At 64.2% G+C, this 25,641-nt stretch carries 23 protein-coding genes; 11 read left to right on the forward strand and 12 right to left on the reverse strand.

Features of this window, described 5'->3' with window-relative positions:
- Nucleotides 1–88: 88 nt before the first annotated feature.
- Together VF716_RS04485 and VF716_RS04490 are read left to right on the forward strand one after the other, a co-directional pair.
- Entirely contained in the window at nt 89–1,072 is a 984-nt protein-coding gene (locus tag VF716_RS04485; RefSeq protein ID WP_013982878.1) for a response regulator, read from the forward strand.
- A 2-nt stretch (nt 1,073–1,074) separates the two neighbouring features.
- Nucleotides 1,075–2,031: a sensor domain-containing diguanylate cyclase gene (locus VF716_RS04490; protein ID WP_017246111.1), complete on the forward strand. Its 957-nt coding sequence runs from the start codon at nt 1,075–1,077 to the stop codon at nt 2,029–2,031.
- 18 nt (nt 2,032–2,049) lie between these two features.
- On the opposite strand, the gene VF716_RS04495 is transcribed toward VF716_RS04490, so the two are convergent.
- From VF716_RS04495 to VF716_RS04520, 6 genes are all read right to left on the reverse strand, one after another.
- Nucleotides 2,050–3,147 (reverse strand): DNA topoisomerase IB, encoded by a 1,098-nt coding sequence (locus tag VF716_RS04495; protein ID WP_014596768.1) that lies wholly within the window; start codon nt 3,145–3,147, stop codon nt 2,050–2,052.
- A 56-nt stretch (nt 3,148–3,203) separates the two neighbouring features.
- Complete coding sequence (locus VF716_RS04500) at nt 3,204–3,413, reverse strand: hypothetical protein (RefSeq protein ID WP_014596767.1); 210 nt, start codon at nt 3,411–3,413, stop codon at nt 3,204–3,206.
- 58 nt (nt 3,414–3,471) lie between these two features.
- On the reverse strand, nt 3,472–4,164 hold the full coding sequence (locus VF716_RS04505; protein WP_049339798.1) for a DUF421 domain-containing protein: 693 nt from the start codon (nt 4,162–4,164) through the stop codon (nt 3,472–3,474).
- Between the two features lie 92 nt (nt 4,165–4,256).
- On the reverse strand, nt 4,257–4,538 hold the full coding sequence (locus VF716_RS04510) for a hypothetical protein (protein ID WP_017246110.1): 282 nt from the start codon (nt 4,536–4,538) through the stop codon (nt 4,257–4,259).
- Nucleotides 4,539–4,680: 142 nt separating this feature from the next.
- Nucleotides 4,681–4,950, reverse strand: a complete 270-nt coding sequence (locus VF716_RS04515; RefSeq protein ID WP_011913340.1) for a hypothetical protein — start codon at nt 4,948–4,950, stop codon at nt 4,681–4,683.
- 400 nt (nt 4,951–5,350) lie between these two features.
- A complete protein-coding gene (locus VF716_RS04520) occupies nt 5,351–6,985 on the reverse strand; it encodes a methyl-accepting chemotaxis protein (RefSeq protein WP_014596765.1) in 1,635 nt (544 codons plus the stop codon).
- Nucleotides 6,986–7,243: 258 nt separating this feature from the next.
- On the opposite strand from VF716_RS04520, the gene VF716_RS04525 reads away from it, so the two are divergent.
- Nucleotides 7,244–8,074: an undecaprenyl-diphosphate phosphatase gene (locus VF716_RS04525; RefSeq protein ID WP_013982872.1), complete on the forward strand. Its 831-nt coding sequence runs from the start codon at nt 7,244–7,246 to the stop codon at nt 8,072–8,074.
- A gap of 62 nt (nt 8,075–8,136) precedes the next feature.
- Here the strand turns inward: VF716_RS04525 and VF716_RS04530 are convergent, their stop codons facing one another.
- Nucleotides 8,137–9,726: an ABC-F family ATPase gene (locus tag VF716_RS04530; protein ID WP_017244570.1), complete on the reverse strand. Its 1,590-nt coding sequence runs from the start codon at nt 9,724–9,726 to the stop codon at nt 8,137–8,139.
- A 330-nt stretch (nt 9,727–10,056) separates the two neighbouring features.
- On the opposite strand from VF716_RS04530, the gene VF716_RS04535 reads away from it, so the two are divergent.
- Entirely contained in the window at nt 10,057–12,168 is a 2,112-nt protein-coding gene (locus VF716_RS04535; RefSeq protein ID WP_279640318.1) for a TonB-dependent siderophore receptor, read from the forward strand.
- Between the two features lie 15 nt (nt 12,169–12,183).
- Here the strand turns inward: VF716_RS04535 and VF716_RS04540 are convergent, their stop codons facing one another.
- Nucleotides 12,184–13,161: a TAXI family TRAP transporter solute-binding subunit gene (locus VF716_RS04540; RefSeq protein ID WP_108241717.1), complete on the reverse strand. Its 978-nt coding sequence runs from the start codon at nt 13,159–13,161 to the stop codon at nt 12,184–12,186.
- 46 nt (nt 13,162–13,207) lie between these two features.
- Nucleotides 13,208–14,452 carry a D-amino acid dehydrogenase gene (locus VF716_RS04545; RefSeq protein WP_108241718.1) on the reverse strand — a complete coding sequence of 415 codons (1,245 nt, stop codon included), beginning with the start codon at nt 14,450–14,452 and terminating at the stop codon, nt 13,208–13,210.
- 117 nt (nt 14,453–14,569) lie between these two features.
- Here VF716_RS04545 and VF716_RS04550 point away from each other — a divergent pair, with 117 nt between their 5' ends.
- Together VF716_RS04550 and zapE are read left to right on the forward strand one after the other, a co-directional pair.
- On the forward strand, nt 14,570–15,478 hold the full coding sequence (locus VF716_RS04550) for a LysR family transcriptional regulator (RefSeq protein ID WP_045159086.1): 909 nt from the start codon (nt 14,570–14,572) through the stop codon (nt 15,476–15,478).
- A 32-nt stretch (nt 15,479–15,510) separates the two neighbouring features.
- Nucleotides 15,511–16,650 (forward strand): cell division protein ZapE, encoded by a 1,140-nt coding sequence (gene zapE / locus VF716_RS04555; RefSeq protein WP_170915858.1) that lies wholly within the window; start codon nt 15,511–15,513, stop codon nt 16,648–16,650.
- Here the strand turns inward: zapE and VF716_RS04560 are convergent.
- Nucleotides 16,638–16,916: a peptidylprolyl isomerase gene (locus VF716_RS04560; protein ID WP_011913333.1), complete on the reverse strand. Its 279-nt coding sequence runs from the start codon at nt 16,914–16,916 to the stop codon at nt 16,638–16,640. The two genes, zapE and VF716_RS04560, sit on opposite strands and share 13 nt — an antisense overlap.
- Before the next feature lie 228 nt (nt 16,917–17,144).
- Between VF716_RS04560 and VF716_RS04565 the strand changes: the two genes are divergently transcribed.
- From VF716_RS04565 to VF716_RS04580, 4 genes are all read left to right on the forward strand, one after another.
- The gene (locus VF716_RS04565) at nt 17,145–18,224 is read left to right on the forward strand and encodes a gluconokinase, GntK/IdnK-type (RefSeq protein ID WP_440552365.1); all 1,080 of its coding nucleotides are present in this window, start codon (nt 17,145–17,147) and stop codon (nt 18,222–18,224) included.
- Between the two features lie 50 nt (nt 18,225–18,274).
- A complete protein-coding gene (locus tag VF716_RS04570) occupies nt 18,275–19,552 on the forward strand; it encodes a TRAP transporter large permease (protein WP_011913330.1) in 1,278 nt (425 codons plus the stop codon).
- Nucleotides 19,553–19,613: 61 nt separating this feature from the next.
- Nucleotides 19,614–20,630, forward strand: a complete 1,017-nt coding sequence (locus tag VF716_RS04575) for a TRAP transporter substrate-binding protein (RefSeq protein WP_014596757.1) — start codon at nt 19,614–19,616, stop codon at nt 20,628–20,630.
- Between the two features lie 58 nt (nt 20,631–20,688).
- Nucleotides 20,689–21,708, forward strand: a complete 1,020-nt coding sequence (locus tag VF716_RS04580) for a LacI family DNA-binding transcriptional regulator (protein WP_014596756.1) — start codon at nt 20,689–20,691, stop codon at nt 21,706–21,708.
- Between the two features lie 24 nt (nt 21,709–21,732).
- Here VF716_RS04580 and VF716_RS04585 read toward each other — a convergent pair whose 3' ends face one another.
- Nucleotides 21,733–22,644: a LysR family transcriptional regulator gene (locus VF716_RS04585; RefSeq protein WP_011913327.1), complete on the reverse strand. Its 912-nt coding sequence runs from the start codon at nt 22,642–22,644 to the stop codon at nt 21,733–21,735.
- 146 nt (nt 22,645–22,790) lie between these two features.
- On the opposite strand from VF716_RS04585, the gene VF716_RS04590 reads away from it, so the two are divergent.
- Nucleotides 22,791–24,017, forward strand: a complete 1,227-nt coding sequence (locus tag VF716_RS04590; RefSeq protein ID WP_013982861.1) for an acyl-CoA dehydrogenase — start codon at nt 22,791–22,793, stop codon at nt 24,015–24,017.
- Between the two features lie 94 nt (nt 24,018–24,111).
- Here VF716_RS04590 and xylB read toward each other — a convergent pair whose 3' ends face one another.
- Complete coding sequence (xylB, locus tag VF716_RS04595) at nt 24,112–25,635, reverse strand: xylulokinase (RefSeq protein WP_440552006.1); 1,524 nt, start codon at nt 25,633–25,635, stop codon at nt 24,112–24,114.
- Between the last annotated feature and the right edge of the window lie 6 nt (nt 25,636–25,641).

A 25,641-nucleotide genomic window follows, 5' to 3' on the forward strand; every position in this document is an offset into this window, starting at 1 on the left:
CACTATTTTGCCTTCATGGCGCACACAGCGTCCTTGTCCTGCGATAAGCTCTTGCGCCTAGGTTGTCCGGGCAACGAGAGCTCGTACCATGTCTGCCATTTCCCTGTTGATCTGCGATGACTCAGCCCTCGCGCGCAAGCAGCTGCTGCAAGCGCTGCCGGCCGGCTGGCCGGTAACCGTCTGTCAGGCGGCGACTGGCTTAGAAGCGCTGGAGCGGATCCGCCAGGGTGGCGTCGACGTGATGCTGCTCGACCTCACGATGCCGGAGCTGGACGGCTATCAGGTGCTTGCGCAGCTGCGCGAAGAACAGCTCCAGTGCAAGACCATCGTCATCTCCGCGGATATCCAGGATGAGGCCGTGCGCCGCGTGCTGGCACTCGGCGCGCTGGCCTTCATCAAGAAACCCGCCGATCCGGTGCATCTCCATCAGACGCTGGCGAGCCTCGGCCTGCTGGACGATGTGTCGTCATTCATCGGTCGCGTCGAGGGCGGCCGGATCAGCTTCCGCGACACCTTCCGCGAAGTGGTCAACGTCGCCATGGGTCGCGCCGCTGCGCTGCTGGCGCGGGTGCTGGGCGTATTCATCCAGTTGCCGATACCCAACGTGAACATTCTTGAGGTCGGCGAGCTGCACATGGCGCTGGCCGATGCGGCCCGTGGCGACAAGCTTACGGCGGTATGCCAGGGCTACATCGGGGGTGGCATCGCCGGTGAGGCACTGCTGCTGTTCCATGACTCGGAAGTCGCCGACATGGCACGCCTCATGCGCCGGCAGGACTACCTGGAGATGGAGATGCTGCTGGATCTGTCGAGCCTGCTGATCAGCGCCTGTCTGAGTGGCATCGCCGAGCAGATCGAGGTGGTGTTCTCCCAGGGGCACCCGCAGGTGCTGGGGCAGCATGCGTCCATCGACGAGCTGATCCGGCTCAACAGCGCACGCTGGAAGAAAACCCTGGCGGTGGAGATCAGCTACAGCCTGGAAGGGCATGACATCCACTTTGACCTGCTGTTGTTGTTCACCGAAGATTCGGTCGAGCTGCTGACCCGCAAGCTCGCCCACCTGATGGAATGAGCATGAGCAATTCCGCCGAGTTGAACGAACTTCACTGGCTGCTGGCCATCGTCCAGAGCATCGACGTGGGTGTCGTGGTACTGGACCGCGACTATCGCGTCGAGGTCTGGAACACCTTCATGGAGAATCGCTCCGGTCTGCACCCCGAAAAGGCCCGCGGCCAGACGTTCTTCAACCTTTTTCCCGAAGTGGATGAGGACTGGTTCCGGCGCAAGGTGGAAAGCGTCATGACCCTCGGCACGCCGTCGTTCACCATCTGGGAACAACGGCCGTACCTGTTGCGCTTCAAGAACTACCAGCCGATCACCGGACTGGAAGACTTCATGTACCAGAACACCACGCTCCTGCCGCTCAAGGGCATCAATGGCAGCATCGACCAGGTGTGCCTGATCATCTATGACGTCACCGATGTCGCGGTCAACCGCCGCCAGCTGCAGGCGGCAAACGCCGAACTGCAGCGTCTGTCGAGCACCGATCGCCTGACAGGTCTGTACAACCGCGGGCACTGGGAAGAAATGCTGCGCCTGGACTACGCCCGTCATCGCCGCTACGACAGCCAGGCCGCGCTGGTCATGTTCGATATCGACCATTTCAAGTCGATCAACGATACCTACGGGCATCAGGTGGGCGACGCGGTGATTCAGCAGGTCGCGGAGCTGATCCGCGAGAACCTGCGCGATTCCGATGTGGCGGGTCGTTATGGCGGTGAAGAGTTCGTCGTGCTATTGCCGGACACCGACAAGCAGGGTGCGCTGACCTTCGCAGAACGACTGCGGCATGCGGTGGAGAGCCATGAGGTGCAGCATGAGCAGCATCGCATTCGCTTCACCATCAGCCTCGGCGTGGCCGACCTCAGCGTGCCCAGCAGCAGCCATGCACAGCTGATCGAGTGGGCGGACTCCGCGCTCTATGCCTCCAAGGCGGCAGGGCGCAATCGCGTCACCCTGCATCAGCACTGACCGCGTCGAAGCTGACGCTCAATCGGCCGCTTTGCGCAGAAAGGCAAGCAGGGCGACTTCCTCGGCGCTCAGCCATTTGCGCTTGCGCGCTGCCCGTAGCTTGACCAGCTCCCCATCGCTGAAGGCTTGCAGAATCGCCGGATGGATATAGCACTGGCGACAGACCGCCGGGGTATTGCCCAGCTGGCTCGCGACCTGCTTGACGGTTTCCACCAGGTTCTGTCGCGCGACGCTTGCCGAGGATGCGTCGAGCTTGCGCAACCGTTCCAGCGCCAACGCGCTGCCGGCCCAGGTCCGATAGTCCTTGGCGGTGAAATCGCGGCCGGTCATTTCCCGTAAATAGAGATTCACGTCGTTGGAGCTGACCGCACGGCGTTGGCCATCCTCATCCAGATACTGGAACAACTGCTGGCCCGGGAGCTCCATGCAGCGGCGCATGAGCCTGGCCAGGCGCCGGTCGCGCAGCGTTACCTCATGCTCCACACCACTCTTACCGCGGAAATGGAAGCGGACCGCGGTGCTGCTAACGTTCACGTGGCGCGTGCGCAGTGTAGTCAGGCCGTAGGACCGGTTGTCCCTGGCGTAGCGGGAATTGCCGATGCGAATCAGGGTCGATTCGAGCAACGTGACCACCAGCGCCATGACCTTGTCGCGCGGCATGCCGGGCAGGGCCAGGTGCTTTTCCAGATCGCGGCGCAGCTTGGGCAGGGCTTCGCCGAACTCCAGCATGCGCTCGTACTTGTCGCTGTCGCGGATTTCTCGCCAGCGCGGATGGTAACGATACTGCTTGCGTCCGCGGGCATCGCGTCCCGTGGCCTGGAGATGCCCTTGCGGGTCGGGGCAGATCCAGACGTCCCGATAGGCCGGGGGGATCGCCAGTTTGTTGATCCGGCGAATCTCTTCTTCATCACGGATGCGCTCGCCGCTCGGAGCGAAATAGGCGAACTTTCCACGCAGCTGTCGGCGGCGGATGCCTGGCTGCGCATCGTCCACATAATGCAGGTCGGGTGGCAGGGTAGGGCAAAGCAGCGTGCCGGTGTCGGCGGTTTCGTCCAGCGGGACAGGGCGGGTGCCCTCGGCCAGGGGTGGCGGTTCCGTCGCAGTGTCGTGGCGCATGGATGGCGGGTCCCCGCTAGGCCTCGCCAGGGAGCTGGCGAGGCGATGGAATGGGCTCAGTTGTCCTTTTCTGTACTGTTGCGCATCAACAGGCGAATTGCCGCGACAAGTTCGTCGACGGCCTCGCGATAGAGTTCGGGCTTCGCTTCGGTCTCCGCCTGGTCGGCGTGCTTGCGCGCGGTTTCGAGGTGATCGTTGATCGATGAGTAGTCGCCAAGCATGGTCTGCTCCTGCTGTTGATCGGGAAGGTAGCCGGCGTCGCGCATGGACGCGAACCGCCTCTATCAACTGACCGGCAGGAGCACTGGCGGTTCGTACCGTGCATCAGCGCGAGCGGCGGGTGGAAAGCGCCTTCGACCAGGTCGGATTGGAGCACCGCGGGCATCGCAGCGTTTGCTGGCTTTCCAGCGCCTGCGGAAAGCCGCAGCGGTTGCAGGCATACATGCCCGATGCCGGGATCTGCCGGAAGACCGGCCGGTACTCGGGCGGCAAAACCGAGAGCCCTGGGCGTACCGCTTCCGGCTCGTGAAAGAACAGGCTCACGTTGCCGTCGTTTTCGAGTATGCCGAGTCTGACCTGGCCGAGATGCTCCACGCCCTGCTGGCGCAGCTCCATGAAGAACTCGTCCGCCGAGATGTTCATGCTGTCGAGGCTGCGCAGTTCGTAGATGCCGTCGCGAATGATGGTGACGGGTTTGCCTTCCAGCCACACGCCGAACCGCGGGCTGCGGCTCATCAGAAACACGGTCAGGCGGTACAGCGCCAACAGCGTGGCAAATACGGCCGCAACCGGCAGCAGCGGGACATCGTCGTAAAAGGAGACGTCTCCCGCCGCCGAGCCGAGTGTCAGGATGATCACCAGCTCGAACACCGACAGCTGCCGAATGCCTCGGCGTCCGCTCACCTTAAGGAAGACGAATACCGCGATAAAGGCAAGCAGCGCCCGTAGCGCCACTTCCGCAACGAACATCAGCGGAAACTCATGCAGAAGCATGCGCTGCAGATCAAAGGGGGTCATCTGGGATCGTCCTTCCGAGAAGCCGGCGCATGGCCGGCAGGCATTGCATTCGACCTTTCTGAAACGTCAGCGTCGACGAATGCAGGCCGCAGTCACTCCGCCGGTGCTACCTCGAATTCCAGATCGATGCCATCGCCACTGCCATCTCCGACCACAGAACCGACGGCGGGCTTGCGTGTGACCTTGCGCCCTTCGTAGGCCTCGCTCAGATGGCGCTGAGCGATCTCGCTGATGTGATCGATCAGCCCGGGCATCTGGACGTCGCGCGGGACAATGAAGTGCAGCTTGACCGCTTGGGCACCGGAGCCCTGAGGCAGGTCAGCGAGCCCGCAGCTCTGCCACTGATCGTTCACGTACGCTTCTGCACCTTTCATGGTTTTCTCCTGTTTCGCTCGTTGGTGTTGAGACCGCCAAACGGGCGAATGGGTCAGTCGCGAACGGTGCGTGCCGCCAAGCGCTGGGCATGAAAAAAGGCCTGGAGCGTTGGCTGCAGGCCTTGATTCGTGCCGCCCATCGTTATTCAGGCATGTGCCAGGGCGAGAAATGAGCACCGTCGCGGCTCAGCTGCGCGCGGGTCTTTTCCAGGGTTTCGCCCAGTTTCACCGGGTCGGTGAATACGCTGCTGGACATCTTGCAGCGGCCGAGCAGTCGGGCTTCGTCGCGATCGACGACGGTGATGCTGACTTCACCGTTACCTTCGGGCAGCGTCCAGGCGACGCACTGGAAAGGCTTGAACGCACGGTCGGTGATCAAAAGGGCTTCGTTGATACGCAGCGGGGTGTGCATGGGGCATGTCTCTCTGTGTGATACCCAAAATACCTGCAGCCAAGCTCGTTGGCGTTGGCCTTACATTGCAGTTGATGTACCCAGAGGACTGGCGAGTCACATGCGAGTTCGAAAAAATTTGAAGGCCTTTGCAATTAGCCAAAGGTATAAGGCTGGCGGTTCTCCGGCAGTCGTTCGGTAAGCGGACTTAAGTCGCTGGAAATACGGGAAAAACCGTTTTCTGCAGAACGAATGCGGTTGTTTTCGCCAGGTCACGGAAAAATCCGGCTGCGACAACCTGTCGCGAATGGCGCGGTCGTTCAGCTCGTGTGTTTCGGCCTCACCATGGTGCCGAGAGGAGGGGGGGTGCCAGAGGATGGTGCCGTGCGGCTCGCCCACGCTGGGCGAGCCGCAGAGGCGGTCAGACGCGGAACTGGCTCAGCAGGCGATTCAGCTGACCGGCGAGTTCGCCGAGTCGCTTGCCGGCTTCGCTGGATTGCTCGGCGGCCAAGGTGCTTTCCTGCGCGAGTCCGGCGGCCTGGGTCACGTTCTGGTTGATGTCTTCCACCACGTGGGACTGCTGCAGCGTTGCGCTGGCAATGGAGGCGTTCAGGCCGGAAAGGTTGCGCAGCGCCTGGGCGATCTCACCGAGACTTTCGCCGGCCTGACTGGCTTGCTCGACGGTGAGCTGGGAGGCGCGATTGCTTTCCATGATGACGTTCACCGCGGCGCCGGAGTTCTTCTGCAGGCGTTCGATCATGCTGTGAATCTCGGCAGTCGACTGCTGGGTGCGCTGCGCCAGCAGGCGGACCTCGTCGGCCACCACGGCGAAGCCACGGCCTTGTTCGCCGGCACGGGCAGCCTCGATCGCGGCGTTGAGTGCGAGCAGGTTGGTCTGCTCGGCGATAGAGCCGATCACCTCGAGCACCGAACCGATCTTGGTGGTTTCGTCGGCCAGCGACTGGATCACATCCACCGCCTGGCCGATGGTTGCCGACAGCGCGTCGATTTGCTGCAGGCTAGTTTCGATGTTGCGTTGTCCCTGGCCAGCCTGGTTTTCCGCGCTGCCCACTTCGGTGGAAGCGTGTTCGGCATTCTTCGCCACTTCCTGCACAGCGTACGTGACTTCGTTGACCGCGGTGGCGACCTGTTCCATCTGCAGCATCTGCTGCTGGCTTTGCTCATGGGCCTGGCTGGACAGTTCGCTCAGCGCGCGTGACGACTGGTCCAGCGCGCCGGAAGTCTCGAACAGCTGGCCGACGACGGTGCGCAGCTTCTGGGTGAAGCGATTGAAGTCGCGCCCCAGGGTGGTCAGCTCATCGTTGCCGGAGACGTCCAGCGTGCGGGTCAGGTCGGCTTCGCCGCTGGCAATATTGGCCATGGCCGCCATGGTATGGCGCAGCGGTCGGACGATGCTGCGAATCAGGATGGCGACCAGAACCGCCATGATTGCCGAAATCAGCAGGCCGATCAGCGAGAAGCGCGTCAGGTAGTTCCAGAACTCCTGCTCGACGTCGTCCACATAGATGCCGGAACCGATGATCCATCCCCAGGGTTTGAACAGCTGCACGTAGGAAATCTTCGGAACCGGATTCTCTTCACCGGGCTTGGCCCACATGTAGTCCACCAGTCCAGCGCCGTCACGCCGGGCAATGGCGACCATCTCGTTGAACAGCTCCTTGCCTTCCGGGTCCTTGATCTTCGACAGATCCTGACCGTCGAGCTTCGGCTGCATCGGATGCATGATCATCTTCGGGCCGAGATCGTTGATCCAGAAGTAGTCCTGACCGTCGTAGCGGAGCAGGCGAATCTGCTCGATGGCGGCCTGCTGAGCGTCGGCCGTGGTCATGGCTCCGCTGGTTTCGAGCTTGTGGTAGTGCTCGAACACACCGGCGGCTGCTTCCACGACATTGCGGGTCGCTTCCTGCTTGCCGCGGTACAGGTCGGAGCGGACTTGCTGAATCATCAGCATGCCGAGAATGAACAGCATGACCACGGCGACCACGGGGATCAGCCAGAGGCGCTTGCTGATGGGGACATTGCGCAGCAGATTCATGAATAGGCTCCTGAGGTTTCTTTCTTATCGTTGTATCTGACGGGTCGGTGCTAGCGCATCGCTCCGACCTCTCATAGCGGTCGTGCCGCGGCACTCTGAGTAGCTTTTCGGCCGCGCGTGGCTAAAAATGAGCCCCCTTTGTCGTCCGTCGAGGAATTTAATTCTCCCGGACGAGTCAGAACAGCCGGCCAGATGGCTTTCTGACATATACCTTGGTTGCATTGAGTCGCGATGGACTGCATCGCTGTAGGGGAATAGATGGATCTTTGGGTTGCGATTCAGGCGCTGATCTTGGGTGTCGTCGAGGGGATTACCGAATTTCTTCCGGTTTCCAGCACCGGTCACCAGATCATCGTGGCGGATCTGATCGGCTTTGGCGGCGAACGCGCACTGGCCTTCAATATCATCATTCAGCTGGGCGCGATCCTCGCGGTGATCTGGGAGTATCGGCGCAAGATCATCGACGTGGTGGTCGGCCTGCCCAAGGAGCGTCAGGCACAGAAGTTCACCGTCAACCTGCTGATTGCCTTCATGCCGGCCGTGGTGCTCGGCGTGGCCTTTGCCGATCTGATTCACGAATACCTGTTCAACCCGATCACCGTGGCCGCCGCGCTGGTCATCGGAGGCATCGTCATGCTCTGGGCCGAGCGTCGTGATCACGCGATTCGCGCCGAGACAGTCGATGACATGACCTGGACGCTGGCCTTGAAGGTCGGTTTCGCTCAGTGTCTGGCGCTGGTGCCGGGCACCTCGCGGTCGGGCTCGACCATCATCGGCGGGCTGCTGTTCGGCCTGTCGCGCAAGGCCGCCACCGAGTTCTCGTTCTTTCTGGCAATGCCCACCATGGTCGGTGCTGCGGTCTACTCCGGCTACAAGTACCGCGATCTGTTCCAGCCGGGTGACTTTGCCGTGTTCGCCATCGGCTTCGTCACTTCGTTCATCTTCGCCATGCTGGCCGTGCGGGCACTGCTGAAATTCATCGGCAACCACAGCTATGCCGCGTTTGCCTGGTACCGGATCGGTTTCGGGTTGCTGATCCTGGCGACCTGGCAGCTGGGCATGATCGACTGGAGCACGGCCGTCGGCTAGAGCGTCAAAGAAATGAAAAGCCCCGCTAGTGCGGGGCTTTTTATTGGGGGCCGATTCGACGGTCAGACCTGTACGCCCTGGCTGCGCAGGTAGTCGTCGTAGCTGCCGCTGAAATCGGTGACGCCGTTCTCCGACAGTTCGATGATGCGTGTGGCCAGGGAGCTGACGAATTCGCGGTCATGGCTGACGAAGATCAGCGTGCCCGGATAGTTCTCCAGCGCCAGGTTCAGCGCCTCGATGGATTCCATGTCCAGGTGGTTGGTCGGTTCGTCCATCACCAGCACGTTGGGCTTCTTCAGGATCAGCTTGCCGAACAGCATGCGGCCCTGTTCACCACCGGAAATGACCTTGACCGATTTGTTGATCTCGTCGTTGGAGAACAGCATGCGGCCAAGGGTGCCGCGTACCAGCTGTTCGCCGCCCTGGGTCCACTGGCCCATCCAGTCGAAGAGGGTGACGTCGTCCTCGAAGTCCTCGGCGTGGTCCTGGGCGAAATAGCCCACGTCGGCACTTTCGGTCCATTTCACTTCACCGGACATGGGTGGCAATTCACCGACCAGAGTGCGCAGCAGGGTGGTCTTGCCGATGCCGTTCGGACCGATGATGGCCACGCGCTCGCCGGCTTCGACCTGCAGATTCAGGTTCCGGAACAGCGGCGTGCCGTCATAGCCCTGGCTGACGCGCTCCAGCGTGACCGCCTGGCGATGCAGCTTCTTGTACTGCTCGAAACGGATGAACGGGCTGACGCGACTGGACGGCTTCACTTCATCGAGCTGGATCTTGTCGATCAGCTTGGCGCGGCTGGTGGCCTGCTTGGCCTTGGAGGCGTTGGCCGAGAAGCGGCTGACGAAGGTCTGCAGTTCGGCGATCTGCGCCTTCTTCTTGGCGTTGTCCGACAGCAGGCGTTCACGAGCCTGGGTCGCGGCGGTCATGTATTCGTCGTAGTTGCCCGGGAACAGCCGCAGCTCGCCATAATCCAGGTCGGCCATGTGGGTGCAGACGCTGTTGAGGAAGTGGCGGTCGTGGGAAATGATGATCATGGTGCTGTTGCGCGCCGTGAGAATCGATTCCAGCCAGCGGATGGTGTTGATGTCCAGGTGGTTGGTCGGTTCGTCCAGTAGCAGCACTTCCGGGTCGGAGAACAGCGCCTGGGCCAGCAGTACGCGCAGCTTCCAGCCGGGCGCCACGGCACTCATCGGGCCGAAATGCTGATCGAGCGGGATGCCGAGGCCGAGCAGCAGCTCGCCGGCGCGCGATTCCGCGGTGTAGCCGTCGAACTCGGCGAATTGCACCTCCAGCTCGGCGACAGCCATGCCGTCTTCTTCGCTCATTTCCGGCAGCGAGTAGATGCGGTCGCGCTCGGCCTTCACCTTCCACAGCTCGGTGTGGCCCATGATCACCGTGTCGATCACGCTGAAATCTTCATAGGCGAACTGATCCTGGCGCAGCTTGCCCAGGCGCACGTTGGGCTCGAGCATCACCTGGCCGGCCGATGGCTCCAGTTCGCCACCGAGGATCTTCATGAAGGTCGACTTGCCGCAGCCGTTGGCGCCGATGAGACCGTAGCGGTTGCCGCCGCCGAATTTGACGGAGACGTTTTCGAACAGCGGCTTGGCACCGAACTGCATGGTGATGTTGGCGGTGGAGATCAAGGACTTACCTATCAATGTATGTGGCGGCGTGCATCGCCGATCCTGCAGCAATACTCGGCGCTCCAGCTCGCAGCGAAGGAGCTGGTGATCCTGCAGTGTTGAGGAGTACGGCAGCGACGGAGGCCGGCTGTCAGAACGAATGCGGGGATTGCGGCCGAGCGAAAGGCGCGCATTGTCGCATAGCTATGCCATCGGAGTAAGCAGGGCCGCACGCAGCGATCGATGGACTGGCCTTTCGTGGCGAAGCAGATGCGAATCGTTCCATTGACAGCGCCAAGCCAAACGGACAGCATTGTTACGATATAACGTCGTTACCTTTGAGCATTAGGCATGAGTGAGAAAGTCGCGGTATTGAAGTGGGTGGGTGCCGGAGCGGCATTGATGCTGGCGGGTGCGCCGCTGGCGGGCGCGCAGGAGGCGGCGGTGCTGGATTCGGTCGTCATCACTGCCGATCAGGAACGTGCCGACGGACCGGTGCAGGGTTATCGCGCCAAGCGCACGCGCAGTGCCACCAGGACCGATACGCCCATCGAGGAAATACCGCAGTCGATCAGCGTCGTCCCGGCCTCGGTGCTGGACGATCTGGACATCCCGCGAGTGGAAAGGGCGTTGGACTTCGCCGGGGGCGTTGCACGGCAGAACGACTTTGGCGGCCTGACGATGTACGAGTACAGCGTCCGAGGGTTGACCACCAGCGAGTTCTACAAGGATGGCTTCAGCGTCAACCGGGGCTACATGAACCCGCCGGACGCGGCGAGCATCGAACGTGTCGAGGTTCTCAAGGGACCATCCGCCAGCCTGTACGGCCGTGGCGATCCGGGCGGCACCATCAACATCGTCAGCAAGCGGCCGCAGCTGGATAGCTTCGCCCGTCTCGACCTGAGCGCCGGGCGTTGGGATCGCTACCGCAGCGCGTTGGACGTGAACACGCCGCTGGATGAAGACGGCAACATGCTGTACCGCATGAACATCGCCGTCGAAGACAACAAGAGTTTCCGCGACCATCGCGAATCCGAACGGCAGTTCGTGGCGCCGTCCTTCAGCTGGGAGCTGAGCCCCGATACGCGGTTGCTGGTGCAGGCTGAGGTGGTGCGCAATCGGCAGACCTTCGATCGCGGCGTGGTCGCACCCGGCGGCAACCTGGGCCGGGTGTCCCGCTCGGCCTTCTATGGCGAACCCTCCGATGGTCCGATCAGCAACGACAACGAAACGCTGCAGGCCGAACTCGAACACGACCTCAACGAGGTCTGGACACTGCGCCTGGCCAGTCACTACAAGCAGGGGCGCATGGACGGTTATGCCACCGAAGCAGCGGCGGTCGCAGCAGACGGCCGAACGCTGTCGCGCAACTTGCGCTATCGCGACTATGACTGGCAGGACGCGATCACCCAACTGGAACTGCACGGCCGGGTGGACACCGGTTCGATCGAACATCAGCTGCTGATCGGCACCGAGTACGAACGCTATGCCTTGAGCGAATTCATGCTGCGTTCCGACAACCTGCGCAGTATCGACCTCTACAACCCCGTCTATGGCTCACCGCGACCGGCGTTCAATCCGGCCCGCACGGTCGATCGCAACGAGTTGGTGCACAACCGCGCACTGAATCTGCAGGACCAGATGCGTCTGACCGACAAGCTGTTCGGCGTGGTGGGGGCCCGTTACGACCATTACGAACAGCGCCTGGACAACGAGGTGAGCGGCCGGCGAGCCGAGCAGACGCACGAAAAGATCACGCCTCGGGTCGGCGTGCTCTACCAGCTGTTGCCGGAGGTCGGCTTGTTCGCCAACGCTTCGCAGTCGTTCAAACCGAACAACGGAGCCGCTGCCAGTGGCGCGACCTTCGATCCGGAAGAGGGCATGGGCTACGAGGTGGGCGTCAAACTCGACCTGTTCGATGGCCGTCTGGGCCTGACCGCCGCGGCATTTCACCTGACCAAGCAGAATGTGCTGACCAGCGATCCGGCCAACGATGGCTTCCAGATCGCTGCGGGCGAAGTTCGCAGCCGTGGTGTGGATCTGCAGCTCGCCGGCCAGCTCACCGACGCCATTCGAGTGATCGGCGCCTACGCCTACGTGGATGCGGAAGTGACCCGCGACAACACCCTGGCACGCGGCAGTCGCCTGCTCAACGTGCCGCGCCACAGCGGCAGCCTGCTGACCACCTACGAGTTCCAGGATGGCGATCTGCGCGGTCTTTCCCTGGGCGGTGCGCTGAACTATGTGGGCGATCGGGCAGGGCAGGCCCACAGCGACTTCGAACTGCCGTCCTACACCACGGTCGATCTGCTCGCGCGCTACCAGGCCACGCAGAACCTGACGCTGGGAGTGAACCTGAACAACGCCTTCGACCGTACCTACTACGAGCGCTCATACAGCAACGTTTGGGTGATGCCGGGTGACCCGCGCAACCTCAGCCTGAGCCTGTCCCTGGCGCTCTGACGGCGGGCGGCTGCGTCACAGCCAGCCTTTTTCCCGGTAGTAACGTTCCGCGCCCTCGTGCAGGGGCGCGGTCAGGCCGACGCGGATCATGTCCTCGGCTTGAAGCTCGGCGAAGGCCGGATGCAGGCGCTTGAATCGTTCGAGGTTGTCGAACACCGACTTGACCAGCTGGTAGACGACTTCGGGGTCGGTCTTGCTGGTGGTGGCCAGAACCGCCTTGCCGCCGATCGAGGGGACCGCGTCATCGACACCCGGATAGAGCCCGCCGGGGATCGGCGCCGCGCTGTAGTAGTCGGCCTTGGCGAGCAGGGCGTCGATCGCCTCGCCCTGGACCGGGATGATCCGCGCCTTCACGTTCGTAAGTGCCTCCTGGATCGCACCACTGGGATGGCCCACCACATAGGTGATGGCATCCAGGTTGTTGTCGCCCAGTGCCGAGGCCATCTCCGCGGGTTTGAGTTCGGCGGCCAGGGCGAAGCTGGCATTGCTCCAGCCTTTGGCCTTCATGACTTCCTCGAAGGTATCGCGGCTACCGGAGCCGGGCACGCCGATGTTCACGCGTTTGCCTTCCAGGCCATCCAGATCACGGATGCCGCTGTCCTCGCGCACCACCACGGTGAGAATTTCCGATTGCAGCGAGAACACCGCGCGTAGCTCGTCGACGGTACCGTCGCGGTCGAACGGAGCCAGGCCTTGCAAGGCCTTGTGCTGATGGTCGGACTGGATGAAACCGAAATCATACTCACCTTTCTGCAACGCCACGATGTTGGTCACGCTCCCAGCGGTGGAGGGTGCGTTGCACTTGATGGCCGGCTTCACCTCGGCGCGATTGAGGAAGCGGCACACCGACTGGCCGGCGGTGTAGTACACGCCGGTCTGGCCGCCGGTGCCGATGGTGACGAAACGCTCCTGGGCGAGCGCGCCTGGGCTCGCCATCGCCAGCGCGCCTGCCAGGGTGATGCCGAACAGGCCGATACGGATCTGGTGGTTCATCGTGGTTCCCTCTTGTTGGTTTAGTCGGAACGGTACGGCTGTGAGATCAGCAGGTTAGGCTCAGCCCCTGCAGCGAAACCGCTGGCGGCGATCCGCCGATTTCGCTCGCCAGCAGGTCGGCGCTGCCGCAGGCGAGCGTGAAGCCCAGGCTGCCGTGGCCGACGTTGAGCCAGAGATTATCGATGCCGCTGCGGCCGATCAGCGGCGTGCCCTCCGGTGTGGCTGGGCGCAGACCGGCCCATTGGCGGGCGTGCCGGTAGTCCCCCGCGTCGGGGAAGGTCGCGCCAGCCAGGCGCTGCAGCGTCGCGATGCGTTTGTGGTCGAGTGCGCTGTCCCAGCCGCCGATATCCACCATTGCCGCGACGCGCAGCTGATCGTCCAGGCGGGCATAGACGACCTTGTTGTCGTAATCGGTGACGTTGGTCTGCGGCACCTGGCTCCGTTCGCCCAGCGGCAGGGTCAGGCTGTAGCCCTTGAGCGGATAGATCGGCAGATCGATGCCCAGGGGCCGCAGCAGCCCGACACTGGATGTTCCGGCGGCGATCACCACATGATCGACAGTGATCTCCTCCCGGCCGATACGCACGGCACGCACGCGGCGACCGTCGCTGGGCAGCGCCTCCACCGCCTGCCCGGTGTGCAGGCGGAACGCTGGCGAGGACCGCAGCCGCTGCAGCAGCTGGTGGCAGAACCGTTGGCAATCGGCGACCTCGTCACCTGGCGAGTAGATGCCGCCCTGCAATGCGGCGCTCAGTGGCGCCAGTGCAGGTTCGATCTCCACACATTGAGCCGCATCCAGCAGCCGTTGACCGGACCGCTCATCCAGCGCCACAGCGCCTTTGGCGACGCTTGCCCGATCACGGTAGATCACCAGTTTGCCGTTGGCGCGCCAGGCGAAACCGTCCAATCGGTCCTCCTCGCGCCAGCTGCGCAGAACCTGTTGGCTGTGCAGGGCCAGGCGCAGCAGATGAGCGGCGTTGCGGCGGTTGACCGAGCGCCGGCAGGCCGCCAGGAAGCGCAGGCACCAGCGCCATTGCCGCAGGCTCGCCCGCGGACTGAAGCGCAGGGGCGCCGTCTGCCCGCGCAGCATCCAGCCCAGTGCCTGCAGCGGCACGCCGGCATCGGCCAGGGGCGAGACGTAGCGATAGCTCAGCTGGCCGCCGTTCGCGAAGCTGGTTTCCAGACCCACGTCGTCACGCCGTTCGATCAGCTCGACCGAGTGCCCTTGGCGCACCAGAGAATAAGCGGTGGCCAGCCCGATGACGCCGCCGCCGACGACTGCAACACGCATGCACTGCTCCTCGTATTCGATCAGCGCAGCCTAGGCGCCAGCCAGCGAGGCGGCCAATGAAAGGATGGAGGCCAGCCATAACCTGCGGTTATGCTCGGGGCTGGAGGAGGGCCGCACATGCGTCTGCGTCATATCGAACTGTTCCAGGCGATTCTGCAAACCGGCAGCCTCACTGCCGCGGCCGAGCTGCTGCATATCTCCCAGCCGGCGGCGAGCAAGATTCTCAAGCATGCCGAGCAGCAGCTCGGCTTCGCCCTGTTCGATCGGGTGCGCGGCAAACTGCAGCCCACCGCCGAGGCGCGACTGCTGCAGCAGCAGACCGAGCGCCTCGCCATCGACCTGCAGAACCTGCGCCGCCTGGCGGACAATCTCGGGCGAGGCGACGCCCGAGCCCTGCGTCTGATTTGTACCCCCGCACTGGCCCAGGCGCTGCTGCCGATGGCCTTGCAGCGCTGGCGCGAGCGTTTTCCGCGCACCGCCTGCCAGCTCGCCACTCAGCACACCGCGGAGATCGTCGAGACCTTGCTGCTACGCGAGGCGGACCTCGGCCTGACGCTGCAGGCAGTGGAACACCCCGGCCTGTGCAGCCGCATGCTCACCGAAGGACGCATGCGGGTGATTGCGCCGCCCGGGTGCTGGGCGCAAGAAGACCTGCACACGCCAGTCCGGCTGCAGGCGCTGGCGGGCCGGGCGCTGATCGGCCTGGATACCCGCGATGCCCTTGGCAGCCTGCTGCGGGGGCATCTCGAAGAGCTCGACCCACCGCCGCGCGTGGTCACCTGGGTGCAGACCTATCAGCTGGCGCGCCAGCTGGTATCGGCGGGGCAGGGCGTGGCCCTGGTCGATCCATTCACCGCGCTGGCGACCGATGGCGGCGAGGTGCAGACGCGTTTGCTAGAGCCCGCCATCAGCGTGCCGCTCTATGCCCTCACCCGGGTGCACGAGCAGCCGCTGCCGGCGCAGGCAATGCTGCTCGATGCACTCGGCGAGCAGGCCGCGCGATTGCTGCAGGCCGAGCATGCCTGAGCGAGGGCCGTTACCATGAGCGCTTTGCGCCGATGACCATGCACGACGATTCACCGCTGCAACGTTACCAGCAGGCCCTTGCGCAGGGTGGCTTCGTACCGGATCCCGCGCAGCAGCACGCCGCGCAACTGCTCGAGGCCTGCCACCAGGCGTTGCGTTGCGCTGACGGCGCGCCGTCCGGGGTCTACCTGTGGGGCCCGGTCGGCCGTGGCAAGACCTGGCTGATGGACATCTTCCACGCTTGCGTTCCCGTGCCTGCGCGCCGCCAGCACTTTCACCACTTCATGCGCTGGGTACATGTTCGGCTGTACCAGCTCAATGGCACGGCTGATCCGTTGCAGGCGCTGGCGAAAGCGCTTTCGGAGGAAATTCGCGTGCTGTGCTTCGACGAGTTGTTCGTCGGTGACATCGGCGACGCGATCATCCTCGGTCGGCTGTTCCAGGTGCTCTTCGAGCACGGCGTGGTCGTCGTCGCCACCTCCAACCAGCCACCGGAGCAGCTGTACGCCGATGGCTTCAATCGCGAACGTTTTCTGCCGGCCATCGATGCCATCGTTCGGCACATGCAGGTGCTGAGCGTGGACGGGGACACCGACCACCGCTTGCATCCGGGTGCTGCGCAGCGGCGCTACTGGGTCGCCGCGCCCGGAGCTACCTCGGCGCTGGCGGCCGTGTTCGCCAACCTGGCCGGAGGCCCTGGCAGCGGCGAGCCGCTATCCCTGGGCCGTCGCCCCCTGGCGGTAGTGCGCCATGACCAAGCGGTGCTCTGGTGTCGCTTCGCCGACCTTTGCGAACAGCCGTTCTCGGCGCTGGACTTCATCGAGCTGTGCGATCGCTTCGCCGCCATACTGATCAGTGATGTACCGCGTCTGGGTGGCGCGCCGCGGGAAGGACGCATCGCCCGTGGCACCGAGGATGCGGCGACGCGAGTGGTCGCCGGAGACCGCCAGCTGCCGACGCTAGCCGCCCGGGACGATGCGGTGCGGCGCTTCATCGCCCTGGTCGACGAGTGCTACGACCGGCGGATTCCGCTGTATATCGAAGCCGAGGTGGCTCTGGACGAGTTGTATACCGAGGGGTATCTGGCGTTCCCGTTCCGCCGCACGCTGAGCCGGCTGCGGGAGATGCAGCTGCAGCGCTTCGGCCACGGGCATCTGAGTCAGTCGCGGTAGAACACCTGTACCAAGTGATAGCCGAACTGGCTCTTTACCGGGCCATGCACCTCACGCAGCGGCTTCTTGAAGATCACCTGATCGATGCTGCGCACCATCTGCCCAGGGCGCACTTCGCCGAGGTCGCCGCCTTTCTTCCCGGACGGGCAGGTCGAATACTTGCGGGCCAGCACGTCGAACGCCTCGCCGTTGGCCAGGCGCTTCTTCAGTTGCGCGGCTTCGGCTTCGGTCTTGACCAGAATGTGGCGGGCCATGGCTTTGGGCATGTCGCTGTCCTCATGCATTGAGGGGCGCGATTGTAGTCGCCTTGCCGCGCTTGTCGATCGTCCAGCCGTTGCGCTGTCGGCACGGGGTCTGGTCAGGCGCGACGAGCGGTAGTTTTATCTGTATGTTTGATAGCGCTAACATCCGGCCAAACAAGCACAACAACGACGGATTTCTTCATGCCTTCAAAGCAGCCTTCCCGGGCTACCGCGTTGCCGGTCCTGGTTGTCATGGGCGTCAGCGGTTCGGGCAAGACCGATACCAGCCACGCCGTCGCCGACGCGCTCGGCCTGCCGCACATCGAGGCGGATAACTTTCACCCTGCGGAAAACGTCGCGCGTATGCGTGCCGGTACACCGTTGTCCGATACCGACCGCGTGCAATGGCTGTACGCCCTGATCGGCGAGATGCAGCGCACGCTCGATAGCGGCAGTGGCTTCGTCCTGGCCTGCTCGGCGCTCAAGCGCAGCTATCGTGAGCTCTTGCGCAGTGCTGTCCCGGGATTGCGCTTCGCCCATCTGGCCATCGATTACGACACCGCGGTGCAGCGCGTCGGTGCGCGACCGGGGCACTTCATGCCGATCTCCCTGGTCGACAGCCAGTTCGCCACCCTCGAATCGCCCGAGGGTGAGCCAGGCGTGTTGACCGTCGATGCCAGTCAGTCTCGCGACGTGGTGTTGCTGCAAATCGTCGAATGGATGCGCGGCGCCGAGCTGGATGAACTGATCGAGTCCCGCGTCGATCTTTCCGCGCGTCCGTTTGATAGCGCTACCACGGCGCCACCGCTGACCAATGCGCCGATCTACAGCGGCGCGTTGGCGCAGCGTTTCGACCTCCTGACCGACTGGCTGATGGCCGCGCTGATGGCCTTCATGGTCATCGTGGTGTTTTCCAGCGTGGTGCTGCGTTACGCCTTCGGCACCGGCTGGACGGGTGCCGAGGAACTGTCACGGCTGGCATTCGTCTGGCTGGTTTTCGTCGGCGTGGCTTCGAGCATGCGCCGCGGCGAGCTGATGAGCTTCGCCATGCTGCGTGACCGTTTCCCTCATCTGCTGCGCCGGGTGGTCGACTCGCTGAGCTGGCTGCTGGTGGCGGGCGCGAGTTGTCTGGCGGCCTGGGGCGGATGGAACCAGATGCAGTTCGGCTGGACCATCAACAGCCCGGTGGTCGGTTACCCGCTGGGCCTGGCAATGCTGCCGGTAGCGGCGAGCATGCTGGCCATGGCTGTACTGGCGCTGGTGCAGCTGGTGAATGTCTGGCGGCGCGACGAGCCAGCGGCAGCAGCCACCGCGAACATCACGGCGGACTGAGCGATGCCGCATTCAGAACAATACGGGCACTGCCCAACCGAGGACCTTTCATGACCGTCGTCGTCTTCCTCTCTTCGTTGCTGGGCTTCATGACGCTTGGCATGCCCATCGCCTTCGCACTGCTGCTCACCGGCTCGGTGCTGATGTGGTACCTGGATTTCTGGGACGTGCAGCTGCTCGCGCAGAATCTGCAGGCTGGCGCTGACAGCTTCCCGCTGCTGGCGGTGCCGTTCTTCATCCTGGCCGGCGAGCTGATGAATGCTGGCGGCATCTCACGGCGCATCATCGCCATGGCGCAGGCCTATTTCGGCCACAAGCGTGGCGGCCTGGGTTACGTGGCGATTGCCGCTTCGGTGCTGCTGGCCAGCATGTCCGGCTCGGCGTTGGCCGATACCGCCGCGCTGGCGACGCTGCTACTGCCGATGATGCGCGAGCGCGGCTACCCGCTGAGTTCGTCGTCGGGCCTGGTGGCGGCTGGCGGGATCATCGCCCCGATCATTCCGCCGTCGATGCCGTTCGTGATCTACGGCGTGGTGACCGGCACGTCGATCAGCCAGCTGTTTCTCGCCGGCATGGTGCCGGGGCTGATCATGGGCATGGGCCTGATCGTCGCCTGGACGCTGATCGCCCGGCGGATCGACGAACCGAAGCAGGAAAAGGCCAGCGGTGCCGTGCGCCGCCGCGTGCTGGTCGATGGGGCGGCGGCGCTGATGCTGCCGGTGATCATTGTCGGCGGCCTGCGCGGCGGGCTGTTCACCCCGACCGAAGCCGCCGTGGTCGCCGCGGTCTACGCGCTGGCGGTGTCGACCCTGCTGTATCGCGAACTGACCTGGGCCGGGCTGGTCGAGGTGCTCACGCGTGCCAGCCGCACCACGGCGTCGGTGATGTTTCTCTGCGCCGCGGCGACGGTATCGGCGTACATGATCACCCTGGCCCAGCTGCCCGACGAGATCGCGGCGATGCTCGGTCCGCTGGCGCAGGATCCCAAGTTGCTGATGGTCGCCATCATGCTGCTGATGATCGCTGTCGGCATGGTGCTGGACCTGACCCCGACCATTCTGATCCTCGGTCCGGTGCTGGCGCCGATCGCGATCAAGGCCGGCATCGATCCGGTGTATTTCGGCGTGATGTTCGTGCTGATCGGTTCCATCGGGCTGATCACCCCGCCGGTAGGCACCGTGCTCAACGTGGTCGGCGGCATCGGCCGGCTGCGCATGGAAACCCTGGTGCGCGGCGTGATGCCGTTCTTCCTGGTCTACCTGGTGATCGTCGGGCTGCTCATAGCCGTGCCCTCGATCATTACCGTACCCCTGGCCTGGCTGCGGTAACGCCGGTCGTGCAACCCCAACGACACACCCAACAGCCCAACAACAAGAAAGGTACCGCTCCATGAAACGACTCATCATCAGCACCCTGACCGCCGCATTGCTCGGCAGCACACTCGGCCTCGGCCAGGTCCACGCCGCGGACGACATCCGCCCGCGCATGATCCGCTTCGGCTACGGCCTCAACGAAGACAGCAACCAGGGCAGGGCAGTGAAACTGCTCGCCGAAGAGGTGGCCAAGGCTTCGGACGGCAAGCTGAAAGTGCGTACCTTTGGTTCGGCCAGCCTCGGCTCGGACGACCAGATGCAGAACGCGCTGATCGGCGGCGCACAGGAAATGATGGTTGGCTCGACCGCGACGCTGGTTGGCATCACCAAGGAAATGGCGGTGTGGGACACGCCGTTTCTCTTCACCGATCCTGGGCAGGCCGATCAGGTACTGGACGGGCCGGTGGGTCGGCAGATCATGGACAAGCTCGAGGAAAAGGGGCTGGTCGGGTTGGTCTACTGGGAGAATGGCTTTCGCAACGTGACCAACAGCGCGCGGCCGATCGAGAAGTTCGAGGACTTCAATGGCATCAAACTGCGCGTGATGCCCAATCCGGTGTTCATCGACACCTTCAAGCGCATGGGCGCCAATGCGGTGCCGCTGCCGTTCTCCGAGCTGTTCACTGCGCTGGAAACCAAGGCGGTGGACGGCCAGGAAAACCCCTACAACACCATCCTGTCCTCCAAGTTCTATGAAGTGCAGAAGTTCCTCAGCGTGACCAATCACGTCTACAGCCCCTGGATCGTCACGGCGTCCAAGCGCTGGTGGGACGGGCTCTCGGAAACCGAGCAGGGCATCATCATGGCGGCGGCCCAGAAGGCGCGTGATGCCGAGCGCGAGGACACCCGTCGCGAGGCGAGCCAGGCCCTGGCGGCGCTGAAGGAGCACGACATGCAGATCAACGAGGTCAGCCCGGAGGAGATCCAGCGCATGCGCGAACAGGCGCAGCCGGCGATCCAGACGGTGATCGACGCCGTCGGCCAGGAGCTGTTCGACCAGGTCCAGGCCGAAGTCGAAAAGGCCGCGCGCTAGGAGCCGATCGGCACCTGCCCGCTGCTAGAATCCGCCGCTTTCGACCCATGGATTGCGCATGACCACACGCCGTCGCCGCTCCGCCGAGCGGGTAACCCTGTCCGATGTCGCACGCAACGCCGGCTGCTCGCTGATGTCGGCATCCCGCGCGCTGTCACAACCGGAGCTGGTTTCCGATGCATTGCGTGAGCGTGTCGAGCAGGCGGTCAAGGCGCTTGGTTATGTGCCGCACCCCGCGGCGCGCAGCCTGGCCAGTTCGCGCTCCAATCTGGTGGCGGTGATCATCCCCTCGCTGTCCAACGCCGTGTTCGTCGATACCGTCGAGGCCATCCAGCGCGTGCTGATGCCGGCGGGCTACGAAATGATGATTGGCGTCAGCCACTATCGGCCCGAGGAGGATGAACGCCTGCTGCGCGCGTACCTGGCCCATCAGCCGGCCGGACTGCTGCTCACCGGTTTCGAGCGCAGCGAGGCGGCGCGGGCAGTGCTGGCCAGCTACACGGCGCCACGGGTCACGCTGATGGAGCTGAGCGATCAGGCGGACAGCTATTGCGTCGGCTTCTCGCAATTGCAGGCCGGCGCGGCGATGACCCGCACGCTGCTCGAGCGCGGCTATCGTCACGTTGCGTTCGCCGCGGCGCAGCTGGACCCGCGCACCCTGCAGCGCGCCGAGGGCTATCGCCAGGCAATGCGCGAGGCCGGGCGTTATGAGCCGACCCTGGAGCTGCTGACGCCGCAGCTGTCATCCATCGGTCTGGGTGCCGAGCTGCTGGATCGGCTGCTGGCGCAGCATCCGCAGATCGACGCGGTGTTCTTCAACAACGACGACCTGGCCCTCGGTGCGCTGTTTCGTGCCCATCAGCTGGGGCTCGAAGTGCCGGGGCGGCTGGCGATCGCCGGCTTCAACGACCTGCCGGCGGCGGCCTGGATGCATCCGGCGCTGAGTACCGTACGCACCCGGCGTGGCGAGATCGGCGAACTCGCGGCGCAGATGCTGCTGAGCCTGATGCGAGGTCAGCAGCCGGCCGAGCGCTGTATCGACGTGGGCTTCGAAGTGGTGATGCGCGACAGCGCCTGAGGCGGGCTTTCACCCGCCAGGAAATCAGAGATCCTGCTGCGCGGTGACCTGCTGGGCGATCTCGATCATCTGCTCGCGCATCCAGCGGTTGGCCGGGTCCTGATCGGTGCTTTCATGCCAGTAGATGTGGGTTTCCAGCGGCATGATGTCCACCGGCAGGTCGACCTGGTGCAGGTTGTGCCGCCGGGCGAAACGCTCGGGAACGGTCACCGCCATGTCGGTCTGGTCGATCACCTGGGTCGCCATCAGGTAGTGCTGCGAGCGCAGGGCGATCTTGCGCTGCAGGCCCATCTTGCCCAATGCCAGGTCCACCAGACCGAGCCCGCTGCGGCGGCTGGAAATGTGGATGTGCGACAGCGACAGGTATTGCTCCAGGGTGAGCTTGTCCTTGGCCAGCGGGTGGCCGCGGCGCATGGCGCAGATGTAACGGTCTTCCAGCAGCTTGACGTGACGCACCTGCGGGTCGGTGTTGAGTGGAGCATCCATGGCGAAGTCCAGGCGGCCGGCGGCCAGCTCCTTGGTCGTCTCGCGGCGCTTGGCCAGCATGCTCTCGATCTTCACGTTCGGTGCCAGGCGGCGCAGGCGCTGGAACAGCGGCGGCAGCATCACCGCCTCGGTGAGGTCGGTCATGCTGATGCGGAACGTCTTGTTTGCCTGCGCCGGGCTGAAGGTGCGGCTTTCCTGCACCGATACCCGCAACAGCTGCAGCGCATTGCGCACCGGGCCGATGATGTTCTGCGCCATCGGCGTCGGCACCATGCCCTGGGCGGTGCGCACGAACAGCGGATCGTTGAACGTCTCGCGCAAGCGGGCAAGGGCGTTGGAAACAGCGGGCTGGGTGATGCCGACGATCTGCCCGGCACGGGTCAGGTTGGCCTCGGTGTAGATGGCATCGAAGACGATGAAAAGATTCAGATCGACCTTGTTCAGGTTCATTGTTGTGCTCTCCGGCGTGTATCGGAATTCGCCGATCATATATCGGTGATGAATGTTTATACACGAGGAAAATAGCTTCGATAAATCGCTGGGCCTCCTCTAGCATTCAAAACTACAAAACATTACCTGCCAGAAGGTTGTCGCCCATGAATTTCGCCTACTCCCCGAAGGTTCAAGAGCTGAGAGAGCGCGTGCAAGCGTTCATGGATGCTCATGTCTATCCCGCCGAAAAGGTGTTCTACCAGCAGGTCGCCGAGGGTGACCGCTGGCAGCCGACCGCTATCGTCGAGGAACTCAAGGCCAAGGCCAAGGCGGAGGGGCTGTGGAACCTGTTCCTGCCGGAATCGGAACTGGGCGCCGGCCTGACCAATACCGAATACGCACCGCTGGCGGAAATCATGGGCAGCTCGGGCCTCGGCCCGGAAGCGTTCAACTGCTCGGCGCCGGATACCGGCAACATGGAAGTGCTGGTGCGCTACGGCAGCGAGGCGCAGAAGCGCGAGTGGCTGGAACCGTTGCTGCGCGGCGAAATCCGTTCGGCCTTCGGCATGACCGAGCCCGGCGTGGCTTCGTCCGACGCCACCAATATGGAAGCCCGCGCGGTGCGCGAGGGTGACGAATGGGTCATCAATGGTCGCAAGTGGTGGACCTCCGGCGCCTGCGACCCGCGCTGCAAGATCATGATCTTCATGGGCCTGACCAACCCGGATGCACCGCGCCACGCCCAGCACTCGATGATTCTGGTGCCGATGGATACTCCCGGCGTGAAGGTGCTGCGCCCGCTGCCGGTGTTCGGCTACGACGACGCCCCGCACGGCCACGCGGAAGTGCTGCTGGAAAACGTGCGGGTGCCGTACGAGAACGTCATCCTCGGTGAAGGCCGCGGCTTCGAGATCGCCCAGGGGCGTCTCGGCCCGGGCCGCATCCACCATTGCATGCGCTCGATCGGTGTCGCGGAACGCGCACTGAAGCTGATGTGCGAACGTGCCGTCAGCCGTACCGCCTTCGGCAAGCCGCTGGCCCGGCTGGGCGCGAACTTCGACCACATCGCCGAGTGCCGCATCGAGATCAACATGGCGCGCCTGCTGACGCTGAACGCGGCGTACATGATGGACACCGTGGGCAACAAGATCGCCGCCAGCGAGATCGCGCAGATCAAAGTGGTCGCACCCAACGTCGCGCTGAAGGTCATCGACCGCGCCATCCAGATCCACGGTGGCGCCGGGGTTTCCGAGGACTTCCCGCTGGCGCACTGGTGGGCGATGCAGCGCACGCTGCGCCTGGCCGATGGCCCGGACGAGGTGCATCGGGTGGCCATTGCCCGTCACGAGCTGGGCAAGTACGTGCCGCGCGAGGCGCTGCGCAGCCGCTGAGGCGTCGTCCCTGGGAAAAGACCAAAGGCAAAGCCACACACTGTGGCTTTGCCTTTTTTTATGAGCTATTCCCCTGTCGACCGAGCGCTGCGCCTCAGGAGGCGACCGGCGTCAGGTCCGGTGGTGTCTGCTGACCGTAGATGCTGGCTACCAGTTGCCGATAACGCCGATAGGCCTGCTCATAGGCCAGGACCGCGGCGGTGTCAGGCGCGACCGCCGTGGTCTCGTCAAGGCTGACACAGCGCTGGCACAGCTCGGCGAGGCTCGCCGCGGGATCACGCTGCCTGGCATAGCACCACGCTGCCTGGATCGCGCTACCCAGTGCCGCGGCTTCGCTATAGCGGGTACAGACCACCGGCGTGGCCATCATGTCGGCGACGATCTGCCGCCACAGCGGATTCTTCGCGCCGCCGCCGATCAGCTGGATCCGCTCGCTGCGAATGCCGCTTTCGCGTAGCAGGTCCAGCCCGTAGCGCAGGCCGAAGGTCACGCCTTCGAGCACGGCGCGGCAGAGGTTGGCTCGGCTCAGGTTGTCGGCGGTCAGACCGTGCAGGCTGGCGCTGGCCTGGGGCAGGGCGGGGACGCGCTCGCCGTTTAGAAAGGGCAGCATGGTGACACCCTCGCAGCCGATCGGCGCTTGCGCCACTAGCGCGTTGAACGCCTCCAGGTCCAGCTCCAGCAGGCCGCGCATTGCCGCGTTGGCATTGGTCAGGTTCATGGTGCAGATCAGCGGCAGCCAGCCCCCGCTGGACGAGCAGAAGGTAGCCACCGCCGGCTGCGAGCTGATACGGGGTTCGCCGGAAAAGGCGTAGAGCGTGCCGGAGGTGCCCAGGCTCATGGTGATGGCGCCGGGGCGGATATTGCCGGTACCGATGGCCCCCATCATGTTGTCGCCACCGCCGCTCGCCACCATGGCCTGCGGATTGAGCCCCAGCCGGGCAGCCAGTTCGGGCCGGATGCGGCCGAGCGGCTGGTGGGACTCGATCAGCTCGGGCAGCGCGGCTTCCAGACGACCCTCGGCATCGATATGGCGCAGGATCTCGGGTGCCCATTGCCGCGCGCGCACGTCGAAATAGCCGGTGCCGGAGGCATCGCCGTATTCGCTCGCGCACCGTCCGGTCAGCCAGTAGTTGAGGTAGTCGTGGGGCAGCAGGATATGGGCGATGCGCGCGAACAGCGCGGGGTGCTGCTCCTTCATCCACAGCAGCTTGGAAACCGTGTAGCCCGGCGCGATGACGATACCGAGGCGCTGCAGCGAACCCTGTTCACCGCCCAGCCAGTCGAGCAGGCGCTGATTCTCCGCAGCCGACTCCGTGTCGCACCACAGCTTGGCCGGGCGCAAGACGCGGCCCGCGGCATCGAGCGTGACCAGTCCATGCTGCTGCCCGGAGACACCAATGCCCAGCACGGCGCCGCCGTCGACCCCGGCCTCGGCCAGAGCTGCCGCGGTAGCGCTGGCGAAAGCGGCGGTCCACTGCCCGGTGTCCTGCTCGCGCCGGCCGTTGGGCCCGCTGATCAGATCGTGGCCGGCCGAGCCCTGGCCGAGCACGCGTCCGCTGCTGGCGTCGAGCAACAGCGCCTTGGTGCCCTGGGTACCGCAATCGATCCCGAGAAACATGCCGGG

Origin of the sequence: Stutzerimonas sp. Brlt_14, from assembly GCF_051948915.1 — a bacterium.
Classification (GTDB): domain Bacteria; phylum Pseudomonadota; class Gammaproteobacteria; order Pseudomonadales; family Pseudomonadaceae; genus Stutzerimonas; species Stutzerimonas stutzeri.

Coding starts and splice junctions, on each gene's coding strand:
- VF716_RS04565 (WP_440552365.1), top strand. CDS start 17,145: ATGGGCGTCAGCGGTTCGGGCAAGACCGATACCAGCCACGCCGTCGCC.
- VF716_RS04550 (WP_045159086.1), top strand. CDS start 14,570: ATGCGTCTGCGTCATATCGAACTGTTCCAGGCGATTCTGCAAACCGGC.
- VF716_RS04545 (WP_108241718.1), bottom strand. CDS start 14,452: ATGCGTGTTGCAGTCGTCGGCGGCGGCGTCATCGGGCTGGCCACCGCT.
- VF716_RS04575 (WP_014596757.1), top strand. CDS start 19,614: ATGAAACGACTCATCATCAGCACCCTGACCGCCGCATTGCTCGGCAGC.
- VF716_RS04495 (WP_014596768.1), bottom strand. CDS start 3,147: ATGCGCCACGACACTGCGACGGAACCGCCACCCCTGGCCGAGGGCACC.
- VF716_RS04515 (WP_011913340.1), bottom strand. CDS start 4,950: ATGCACACCCCGCTGCGTATCAACGAAGCCCTTTTGATCACCGACCGT.
- VF716_RS04510 (WP_017246110.1), bottom strand. CDS start 4,538: ATGAAAGGTGCAGAAGCGTACGTGAACGATCAGTGGCAGAGCTGCGGG.
- VF716_RS04580 (WP_014596756.1), top strand. CDS start 20,689: ATGACCACACGCCGTCGCCGCTCCGCCGAGCGGGTAACCCTGTCCGAT.
- VF716_RS04490 (WP_017246111.1), top strand. CDS start 1,075: ATGAGCAATTCCGCCGAGTTGAACGAACTTCACTGGCTGCTGGCCATC.
- VF716_RS04560 (WP_011913333.1), bottom strand. CDS start 16,916: ATGCCCAAAGCCATGGCCCGCCACATTCTGGTCAAGACCGAAGCCGAA.
- VF716_RS04590 (WP_013982861.1), top strand. CDS start 22,791: ATGAATTTCGCCTACTCCCCGAAGGTTCAAGAGCTGAGAGAGCGCGTG.
- VF716_RS04520 (WP_014596765.1), bottom strand. CDS start 6,985: ATGAATCTGCTGCGCAATGTCCCCATCAGCAAGCGCCTCTGGCTGATC.
- VF716_RS04485 (WP_013982878.1), top strand. CDS start 89: ATGTCTGCCATTTCCCTGTTGATCTGCGATGACTCAGCCCTCGCGCGC.
- VF716_RS04585 (WP_011913327.1), bottom strand. CDS start 22,644: ATGAACCTGAACAAGGTCGATCTGAATCTTTTCATCGTCTTCGATGCC.
- VF716_RS04525 (WP_013982872.1), top strand. CDS start 7,244: ATGGATCTTTGGGTTGCGATTCAGGCGCTGATCTTGGGTGTCGTCGAG.
- VF716_RS04535 (WP_279640318.1), top strand. CDS start 10,057: ATGAGTGAGAAAGTCGCGGTATTGAAGTGGGTGGGTGCCGGAGCGGCA.
- zapE (WP_170915858.1), top strand. CDS start 15,511: ATGACCATGCACGACGATTCACCGCTGCAACGTTACCAGCAGGCCCTT.
- VF716_RS04570 (WP_011913330.1), top strand. CDS start 18,275: ATGACCGTCGTCGTCTTCCTCTCTTCGTTGCTGGGCTTCATGACGCTT.
- VF716_RS04540 (WP_108241717.1), bottom strand. CDS start 13,161: ATGAACCACCAGATCCGTATCGGCCTGTTCGGCATCACCCTGGCAGGC.
- xylB (WP_440552006.1), bottom strand. CDS start 25,635: ATGTTTCTCGGGATCGATTGCGGTACCCAGGGCACCAAGGCGCTGTTG.
- VF716_RS04500 (WP_014596767.1), bottom strand. CDS start 3,413: ATGCGCGACGCCGGCTACCTTCCCGATCAACAGCAGGAGCAGACCATG.
- VF716_RS04505 (WP_049339798.1), bottom strand. CDS start 4,164: ATGACCCCCTTTGATCTGCAGCGCATGCTTCTGCATGAGTTTCCGCTG.